This window comes from uncultured Thiodictyon sp. (assembly GCF_903828115.1).
GTDB lineage: Bacteria > Pseudomonadota > Gammaproteobacteria > Chromatiales > Chromatiaceae > Thiodictyon.
On sequence record NZ_CAIKKU010000194.1, the window covers coordinates 1 to 9,582 of the forward strand.

4 protein-coding genes are annotated in these 9,582 nt (G+C 71.0%); 3 read left to right on the forward strand and 1 reads right to left on the reverse strand.

Going from position 1 to position 9,582, the window contains the following annotated elements:
• Positions 1-392 precede the first annotated feature (392 nt).
• Entirely contained in the window at positions 393-4,862 is a 4,470-nt protein-coding gene (locus QZY48_RS07085; protein WP_295429480.1) for a CHAT domain-containing protein, read from the reverse strand.
• 609 nt (positions 4,863-5,471) lie between these two features.
• Between QZY48_RS07085 and QZY48_RS07090 the strand changes: the two genes are divergently transcribed.
• From QZY48_RS07090 to QZY48_RS07100, 3 genes are all read left to right on the forward strand, one after another.
• The gene (locus tag QZY48_RS07090) at positions 5,472-5,744 is read left to right on the forward strand and encodes an AbrB family transcriptional regulator (RefSeq protein WP_295429482.1); all 273 of its coding nucleotides are present in this window, start codon (positions 5,472-5,474) and stop codon (positions 5,742-5,744) included.
• Positions 5,741-6,166, forward strand: coding sequence for a type II toxin-antitoxin system VapC family toxin (locus QZY48_RS07095; protein ID WP_295429484.1), 426 nt, complete (start codon positions 5,741-5,743; stop codon positions 6,164-6,166). Before QZY48_RS07090 ends, QZY48_RS07095 begins: the two co-directional genes overlap by 4 nt.
• Positions 6,167-6,176: 10 nt before the next feature.
• A partial coding sequence (locus tag QZY48_RS07100; protein WP_295429486.1) for a pentapeptide repeat-containing protein occupies positions 6,177-9,582 on the forward strand: 3,406 nt, incomplete at its 3' end.

A 9,582-nucleotide genomic window follows, 5' to 3' on the forward strand; every position in this document is an offset into this window, starting at 1 on the left:
ATTGTCAGAGCAGCTTCACACCGGACCGTTACCAGTCTCGCATGTGCTCCTAGGCTACGACGGGAGAAACCGTCGGTTCCATCAGGTCGCCATATAGAGACTTCCAGTAGAACAATTACTTACGCGACTTCGTGTCGCACGATCATGATCAAGGCCGATAGATCACCTTGCAGGTGATTATGAAAATAGCGATGAACACATAATAATTAGAAGAAAATCTGTATTCATTTGTATTCTTCTGTATTCATCTGTGTTCATCTGTGTTCATCTGTGGATTTCAGGTTCATGTCCGTTAGCCGCGACGAGGCCACGGCGCCTTGCGCGGTCGCGTCGCGGCTGAAGCCGCTCCCACAAGCGTCGCTGCGCGACGTTCAGGGGCAAGCCGCGACCGCTCAGCGGCCGGCCGCTTCCAGGGTCTCGATCAGGAGCAGGCACTCGGCGGCCATGGTGTAGTGAAGCCCCGGGGTCGCGGCGAGGGCACGGTCGCGGCTACCGGAGCAGATGGCCTGGAGGGACTGAATGAAGGGCCGGAACGATTCGGGCAGGGCCGGACGGGCGGCGACCTGCTGGAGCAGGGAGGCCGCGGCGGCCGGGTCGCCGGCGAGCAGGGGCTGGGTCACGGCGAGTGCGAGCCGGCCGTCGTCGTAGTGGTTCTCACCGCCGTCGCGGCGGTAGGCGAGGTAGGCGGCGATGGCCTTGCCCCTGGCCTGCCCGGCGGCGCCGGGGTCTCCCCTGTCCGTCTCCAGGGCGGCGAGGATGTCCCAGGTCGTCCAGGGTGCGGATGCGTGTCCGGATGGCGCCTTGCATTCGATCGCCCGGCGGACCTCCCGGCGCGCCTCGTCGAAACGGCGCAGCCCGCGCAGGGTATTAGCGAGATTGTTCCTTGCTGCACCCTCCTTGGCCAGATCGGCGATCTCGACGAACTTGTCCGCCGCCTGCCTGTAGAAGGCGACCGCATCCTCGGGGCGGTCGAGGACATCGCTATATAGGCTCCCCAACTCATTCAGCGTGCTCGCCTGCCCGGCGACATCGCCGAGCCGTACCTCAATGGCGAGCGCGTTCCGGTAGGCATCCTCCGCCGCCTCCGGCTCCCCCGCCTCCTGATACGCCCTGCCGGTCTGATGCCAGGCGGTGGCGACGCTACCCGGTTCGTCCAGCCGCGTGAACCGCTCGCGGGCATCCGCATAGGCCGCCAGTGCCTCCGGGTAGCAGCGCTGCTCCAGTCGGACGCTCCCAAGTTGGCTCTTTCCGACGGCGACATCCCGGTCGGCACCGCGCTGCTCATCGCGGCGGATGCCCTCCTCGTACGCGGTCGTTGCTTCGTCGAGCCGGCCCAGGCGGAGCAGACAGTCGCCGCGTTCGGCGATGCAGGCGGACGCCATCCTCTCGGCCGCCTTGCTGCCCCGGGCCCGCGCGATGGACTCGAAGCCGTGCCGCGCCTCGTCCAGGAGCGGCAAGGCGGGTTCCGCTCCACCGGCGGTAAGCAATACCCGGGCCAGCAGCCAACAGGCCGCCGCCAGATCGTAATCGGCATCCGGATAGGCGTCGGCAACCGCCGCCCGGGCGCGCTGGAGCAGGGTCTCCGCGCCCGCGAACGCCTCGCGCAGGCGCCCGGCCGCCACTTGCTGCTCGATGCGGGTGCGCTGCGCCTCGAAGCCGACATGGGTCCAGCCATCGCCCAGGGCCAAGGCGGCGGCATCGCGCACCTGCCCGACCAGCCCGAGCAGGCGCGGCCGGCCGAGGTTTCGCAGAAGGCTGTAGAGCGAGGTGGTGAGCCCGATGGTCGCCGCCGCATCCCCGGCCGCCTGTATCTGATCCAGCAGGGCGAACAGGTTCGGCAACTCCAGCCGGGTCAGAGTCGCCGCAACCTCGGCGTTCCGGTCCCCCTGCTGCACGAGGAACCCGACATACTGGCCCATGGCCTGGCCCCAACCGGCGGTGAGTGACGCAAGTCTGGCCGGGTCCAGTCGCCGTCGCAGATAGGGGCAGAGCGCGGGATTGAGCGTCAGATGGCCATAGGGGTCGGCCGTCGCGAGCCCGGTCCCGATCAGCTCGCCCCCCAGCGCGGCGCACTCCGCCGCCTCCCAGCCCATCATCACGCGCAGCACGTCCAGATCGACCCCGCCATGAAAGACCCCAAGCACCAGCGCCCGCTCCCGATTGGCCGCCGACATCCGCCGCAACGACAGCTCGACCCCGGCGAAGACCGACTGCTCGCGCTCCCCGGGGAAGCGGCGCTCCATCTCCACCATCAGCTCGACCAGTGAGCGATGGGTCGCCTCGACACCCCGGTCGCGCAGCGCGGGGGCGAGCAGGGCCAGGGTGCGGGCGTGGCCGTGGACGGTCTCGACCAACTGTTCGATCGCCGCGCGTTCAGCCTCGGCGGCGGCGCCCGCCCCGCCGGTCTCGCGCCCGAGCGCCTTCTCCACCAATTGGACGGCATCCTCGCGGTCGAGCCGGTGCAACTCGCGCCGGTGGTCCGCGGCGGCGAAGGGCGCGGGCAGTGACTCGCGGCTGGTGAAGACGAGCCGGGTCTCGCCCTGGGCATTGATCCGGGCGCAGAGGGCCAGGATGGCGGTGAGGTCCAGGCGCGCCTCCTCGGTCAGGGCGGGCGGGGTGTCCCGGGCGATGAAGGGCGGCAGCAGGACGCTCTCCATGTTGTCGATCACGAGCAGGGTGGAGCGCTCGGCGAGCGCCCGCTCGACCGGCAGGGTGGCAGTCTCCAGGTCCTTGAAGGCCGCGACCGAATAGTCCGCCCCGACGAGTTGCCGGCCGATGGCATCGAGCACGGCGCCCACCCGCCCGTGGCCCTCCACCGACACGAAGGCGGCGCGCTCGACCCGCCGGGTGCGCACCAACCACAGCGCCAGTTCGGCCGCGAGCACGGTCTTGCCCTCCCCGCCCTGGCCGCGGATCACCGCCCAGCGTCCCCGGCTCAACAGCCGCTCCAGTGCCAGCAGGTCCCGGCTGCGCCCGATGAAGCCAGTCTCCGGCGGCGCGGGGACCGCCCCGAGCCGGCCGCGGAGCGCGAGCTTGAGATCCGCCCGGACCCGCGCCGCCGCAGCGGTGAAGAGCCGCGGGTCGGCCTTCTCCTGAAAGAGCACCGGGACGAACCAGTCCTCCAGCCGCAGGTCCCCGGCCCCCAGGAGGGTGCCGCGGAAGTCGTCGTCCTTGAGCGCGCACTGGCCGGCGAGCATGGCGTCGCCGACCCGCCGGCCCGCGGCCAGGGCGGCATAGAAGGCGAGGACGAAGCGCCGCGCGGTCTCGACCAGGACCGAATGGCTCATGGCGACCACCGAGGCGACCCCGACCTTGAGCAGTTCGGAGGCGACCGATTCGGAGGCGCGCTGGGCCTCGGCGCTCTGGCAGGCCTCCAGGAAGACCAGCGGGATCCGGTGGTCGCGCAGCAGGGGCCCAAGCTCGTCGGTGTAGACGGTGCTGTGGCGGCGCCCTTCCAACCGGGCGCTGTCGCCCGGGTCCTCGAAGCAGAGCCCGCCCAAGCCCACCTGGCGGTCGTAGGTGCCGTGGCCGTCGAAGTGGACCACATGAAAAGGGGCGTGCGCATCCTGCGCGCGATTCAAAGCCGCGCGCAGCGCCGGCAAAGTCGCCGGCTCAAGCATCCGAAGATCGACCAGCCCACCCAAGTCTTCCATGGCATCCACCAGCGGCAAAGCGCTGGCCCGATGGTCGATATAGCCGCAAGCCTCGTCCTCCGGGCGGGCGCTGACCAGCAAAATGCGGATCGGGGTGGCAACCGCCGGCACCTCCAGCACCCGGGTATTGGGCAGCCGGCGGCGCACGCGGGTGGGTCGGGCGCCCTGGAACAGGTAGGCGTCGCCGTCGTGCAGCAGTTCCCAGGGCAGCGCCAGCAGGGCAGTGGCCGCCTCGCGCGCGGTCTGGACCTCGGGCCCCGGGGCCCCGGACTCCAGGGTCGGATCGACCAGGACCGAGAAGCGCCGCCCGGCCTGGGGCGCGATGCCGGACCAGGCGGCCAGGACGTTGGCGGTCTCCAGGGGCGGCAGGGCGACCTGGTAGAGGAGCCGGCCCCAGTCGGCCAGGGCCTCCCGGACCCGGTCCGCGCGCGCCTGGAAGATGGGGCTCGGCCAGATCGCGTATTTCTCCAGATACCAGCGCAGTTCCTCGGCCTCGATCGGGCCCAGGGGGGCGATCAGACGCCAGGTCTGCGCGCCCTGGACCGCGCGCTGGCCGGCAGCGGCCGGCTCATAGACCAGCCGGGCGCGGGCACTGGCGCGGCGCAGGCCGTCCGCCTCCTGGAAGCGCAGGTCGGTCAGTTCCAGGACCAGTTCCTCCAATGGCTCGTCCGGCGGCGGCGCCGTCGCGGGCCGGTCGGCCGGCAGGCGCCTGCCGAGCGCGACCAGGATGGCGTCGAGCGCCGCCTCGACCCCGCCGGGTGCGCTGCTCAGCGTGCAGTAGAGCGGCGTCGCGCCGAGCAGGTCCTGCAACGCGAGCAGTCGGGTGCCGTCCAGTGAGAGCGGGATGATCGGGTAGTCCACCCCGCCCGCCCGGCCCTTGCCCGTGCGGCCGGTCAGGCGCCGCAGCAGGCGGCCGAGCCGGCCCACGGCGCCCGAGCGGGCGCGGCGCTGGCGGACCTCAATGGCATGACGCAGCTCCCGGTGCACCCATTCCGACTGCAACGCGGCCGGGCTGACCAGGATGGCGTAGGCGTCCGCGTCCTCGATCGCCTGGCGGATCGCCGGCCACAGCAGGTCCCCGCCGCGCAGTTCGCGCGAGTCGATCCAGACCCCCTGCCCCAGGTCCTGGAGGCGTTGCTGGAGGGTCCGCACCAGGGCGTCGTCGGCGGAGGCGTGCGAGAGGAAGACCCTGTTCTCGGTGGCGGTCATGGCGGCGGTCGGCTCCTGGTCGGCGGTCCTTGGGCGATGGCTCGGGCGGCACGGGGTCCCGGGCGGCACGGGGTCCCCGGCGGGACGGGGTCTCGGGCGGGACGGGGTTTGAAACCCCGTCCCGAACGTTTCGGGACTCGCGGTAAACGCCGGGATCGCGGGTACCCACAGGACCGAAAAACCTCCGCGTCGTGCTCGAGCGTCCGCGTATAGACCAGACGCTCGGCATCGCCGACCCGCTCGCGGCGCAGCGAAACCAAGGCGGGTCGGTACCCGGCCAGCAGTTGCCGGGCCTGATCAAAAAAATCGTTCCAGTCCCCCGAATCGATCGATTCCGGGAGTATGTCCAGACAGATGTTCACACCCATCGCATGCCCTCCTTAAAGTCGCCGCCGATGGCCGCGACCCCGCCCTTGGGTCCGGTCGGCGACAGTATAGCCGTTGCGCACTGACACCCGATGGTGCCCGCGATTGCAGCAGCGGCGCGGCACTCAAGGGTCCGGAACCGGCTGGCCGCGACGGCAGTCAAGCTGCTTGCGCACCCTGCGCGATCAGAAGAATCGGCAATGGTGTAACCTAAGGGCAATTGCTCGCCCCGAGAGGATACCCATGATTGCAACCGCCAAAATCCGCTCCACAAAGCACCTACAGACAGTGCAGCTGCCGCCGGGATTCGAGTTCACCGCGGACGAGGTCTGGGTCCGCAAGGATGAGGCGACCGGCGAAATTATCCTGACCCCCAAGGCGCCCGGCCCCGATTCCGACGGGCTGAAATCACTGTTCATGCTGCTGGACGAAGCGCCTCTGCCCGCCGATTTTCTGTCGGAACGGTCGAATCCGGTCGAGGTGCCCCGCAACCCGCTGGAAGACTGGTCCGCATGATCCGCTACCTCATCGACACGGATATCTCGAGCTACTTTCTCAAGAAGCGCTATCCGTCGCTCGATCGACGGATGCGGGCGGCCTTGGTAGCAAACGCGGTCGCGATCTCCGCCATCACCCGCGCGGAACTGCGCTACGGCCAAGCCTTGCTGCCGAGCGATGCCGCCAAGCGACGCGAACTGATCGACGCCTTCATGGCGGAGACTCCAGTCCTCGACTGGGGCAGCCGAGCGGCCGACCGTTACGGCGCCGTCGCGGCCGAGCTGCGCCGCAGGGGTCTGCCGATCGGCTGCATGGACACCAAGATCGCGGCCCATGCCTTGGCGGAAGGGCTGATTCTCGTCACCAACAACACCGACGATTTTGGGCGGGTTGCGGGACTCGTCTTGGAGAATTGGATCGAGGCGGCGACCGGGGTATGACCGGCCACTGATGTCGACCCCGCTGCCCGCCTACAACGCCCGTGCCGGCCTGGTGCGGCTCGATCTTACGGACGGCATCCGCCGCCTGGCGGAACGCCTGCTGGTCCTGGCCGAGGGCGAGCCCGACGGCCGGGTCGCGGTCGCCCGCATCCACGAAGACCTCTTCCCCGCCAGTACCCCGGCTGGCGCGAACGCATCGCTCAAGCGCCTGCTGCGCGCGATCAACGAGACCGCCGCGGCCCAGGGCAGTGCCCTGCGCGTCGCCATCGACACGAACAAGAAGGCCGGCGCGGCCAACCGCCGGGTCTGGTTCGAGGGTCCGCCGGCCCCCGCGCCCGCTCCGGGCCTGGCCTACACCGGCGAGCTGAACGCCATCCCGCCCGCCCAACTGGTGACCGACCAGCGCGGCCTGCCCGCCGGCGACCTGCCGGTCATCGTGCTGCTGACCTTCAACCACCACGAGACCGCCGCCGTCATCGACCGCTTTCACGGCCCCGGCCAGCCGCCGATCGCGACCCGCAACGGCATCGTCTACACCCTGCTCGGCGACCACGGCGGCATGACCATCGTCCAGCGGGTCAGCCGCCAGGGTGAGGGCGAGGCGCAGAACGCCGCCCACGACGCCATCGCCGACTGGCAACCGCGGGCCATCATCGGCGTCGGCATCGCCTTCGGCGTCAATCCGGCCAAACAGCAGATCGGCGACGTGCTGGTCTCGACCAGCATCCGCGGCTATGAACTGGGCCGCATCAACGCCGACGGCACCTTTGATCTGCGCAGCGACCAGCCGCCGGCCTCCCCGGTCCTGCTCCAGCGCTTCAATCACCTGGACCAGACCTGCCGGACGGACCCCGACGCCTGCCTGACCTGGCCGACCCTGCACCTGGGCACCCTCCTGTCCGGCAACCGGCTGGTCGACAACCTGGACTATCGCACCAGCCTGCTCAAGCTCGAAAAGACCGCCGTCGGCGGTGAGATGGAGGCGGTCGGCATCCAGCTCGCCGCCTACCGGCATGACGTGCAGTGGATCATCGTCAAGGCGATCTGCGACTTCGCCGACGGCCACAAGGGCAACCCCAACAAGGAGCGCGATCAGCGCCGGGCGGCCGACCATGCCGCGCTGGTGGTGCACGCGGCCCTGTGCCTGGGCCCGCTGTACGACACCGCGCCCGCCCCGGCGCCGACCGACCGGGGCGGGCCGCCGGCCGCGCGGCCCGCGTCCCGTGCACCCGCCGCCGGGCGCATGGGCCTGCGCGATCACGCGCTGATCCGCCACGAGCTGCTGATCCCGGACGGCCAGGGCCGCCCGACGACGCTGGCGAAGGACCTGGAGGAGGCCCAGGCCGCGCGTGACCAGGGCGTCGATGCGATTGCCTATCTGCTCGACTGGATCGATACCGCGCAGGCCCCGCCGCTCTTCGCCCTGCTCGGCGAATACGGCATGGGCAAGACCGTCACCTGCCAGCGGCTCGCGGTGCTGCTCGATCAGCGTCGGCAGCAGGACCAGACCCGGCCCCTGCCCCTCTATCTGGACCTGCGCCACCTGACCGGTCTCGACCGGCGCGTGCCGACACTGGCCGAGATCGTCGAGGAGTGTATGGCCCGCGGCTGGGACCTCCCCGCGGACGGCGAGCGCTACCGCTTTGCCCAGTTCCAGGGCTGGATCGCGCAGGGGGCGGTCGTCATCTGCGACGGCCTGGACGAGGTGCTGGTCAAGCTCAAGGCGGCCGACGGCCAGACCTTCACGCAGGAGTTGCTGCGGCTGCTGCCGCCCGCCCAGGCACGGCGGCCGACGGACGCGGCGGACCCACCGGACGCACCGGCGGTCAGGCTGCTGATCTCCTGCCGCACCCACTACTTCCGCACCCTGCGCGACCAGAAGACCCACTTCACCGGCCAGGAGCGCGGCGAGCACGGCGCCGCCGCCTACCGCGCCCTGGTGCTGCTGCCGCTGACCCCAGAGCAGGTGCGCCGCTATCTCGCCGCCGCGTTGTTCGCGGACGGTCCCGGCCCGGGGGTCGCGGAGGCAGAGGCCCAGATCGAGCGCATCCTGGACACCGTCCGCTCGGTCCACAACCTCACCGAACTGACCCAGCGCCCCTACACCCTGCGTCTGGTCGCCGAGTTCATCCCCGAGATCGAGCAAGACCGACTCGCCGGCCGCCCGGTCTACGGCGTCACCCTCTACCGACGCATGGTCCGGCGCTGGCTGGAGCGCGACGGCGGCAAGCACCACATCCTGCCCGAGCACAAGCTCCTGCTCGCCACCCACCTCGCCGCGCACCTGTGGCAGAGCGGCGCCGGACTGCTGCCCGCCGACGGGATCGAGCGGTGGTTCCGCGCCTGGCTCAAGACTGAGCCGGACCTGCTGGAGCGCTACCAGGGCGTGCACCGGGATCAGCTCGATGAGGACCTGCGCACCGCGACCTTTCTGGTCCGGCAGGACGAGGCCAAGGCCGGATCAGGGGCCGGCACCGGCAACGGCGGCGGCTTCCGCTTCGCCCACACCTCGCTCTTGGAGTTCTTCCTGGCCGACTTTCTGCTCGGGGCCATCCGCGACGACGCCCCCGAGCGCTGGGCACTGCCGCGCCCCAGCCCGGAGACCCTGGACTTCCTCGGCCAACTGCTGGCCGAGGCCGCGGACCCGCGCCTGCTTGCGACCCTCGGGGGTTGGCGCCTCGCCTACCGGGCCGGCAGCAGCGAGTTGCTGCTTGCCTATGCCTTGCGCGCCCATGCGCAGGGTTGGCCGCGGCCGACGCTGGCCGGGATCGTGCTTGCCGGTGCCCGGCTGGATGAATGGCAGTTCGGCGCGGGGCCGGGCGCGGCACAGGGCCTGCCGCCGCTCGACCTGTCCGGGGCGGAATTCAGCGGCTGCAACCTGCGGCGCGCCCGGTTCGACGGCGTGCGGCTGACCGGTGCACGCCTGTGCGACTGCCAGCTCGCCCAGGCGGAGTTTCTGCACTGCGATTGCACCGGCGCGGACTGGTCCGGGGCCGAGTGCTCCGGGACGCTCTGGCGCCGGAGCGATCTCACTGGCGGTCGCTGGGGCGAGACCCGCGGCGCCGGGCCGCGGTTCTTGCACTGCATCGGTCCTGGCGCGGGAACGGCAGCGGACCCGGCGGCCTGGGACCTCGGGCCCGGTGCTGGCTTCGACCGGCCGCGGCTCGCGCCCCTCCCCGGGCACGCGAACCCCGGCCTGCCGCTGCGTCGGCTGACCGGCCACTGGGGCACCGTCCGGGCCTGCGCCTTCGCCCCGGACGGCACCCGGCTGCTGTCGGCCGGCGGCGACCTATCGGGCGGCGGCGACGGGACGCTACGGCTCTGGGACGCCGCGAGCGGCGCGGCGCTGCTGACCCTGACCGGCCACGCGGGTTCGGTCTGGGCCTGCGCCTTCGCCCCGGACGGTACCCGGCTGC

What these genes read in the sequence shown, in the direction of transcription:
- QZY48_RS07085 (WP_295429480.1), bottom strand. Translation starts at nt 4,862, where the DNA reads ATGACCGCCACCGAGAACAGGGTCTTCCTCTCGCACGCCTCCGCCGAC.
- QZY48_RS07095 (WP_295429484.1), top strand. Translation starts at nt 5,741, where the DNA reads ATGATCCGCTACCTCATCGACACGGATATCTCGAGCTACTTTCTCAAG.
- QZY48_RS07090 (WP_295429482.1), top strand. Translation starts at nt 5,472, where the DNA reads ATGATTGCAACCGCCAAAATCCGCTCCACAAAGCACCTACAGACAGTG.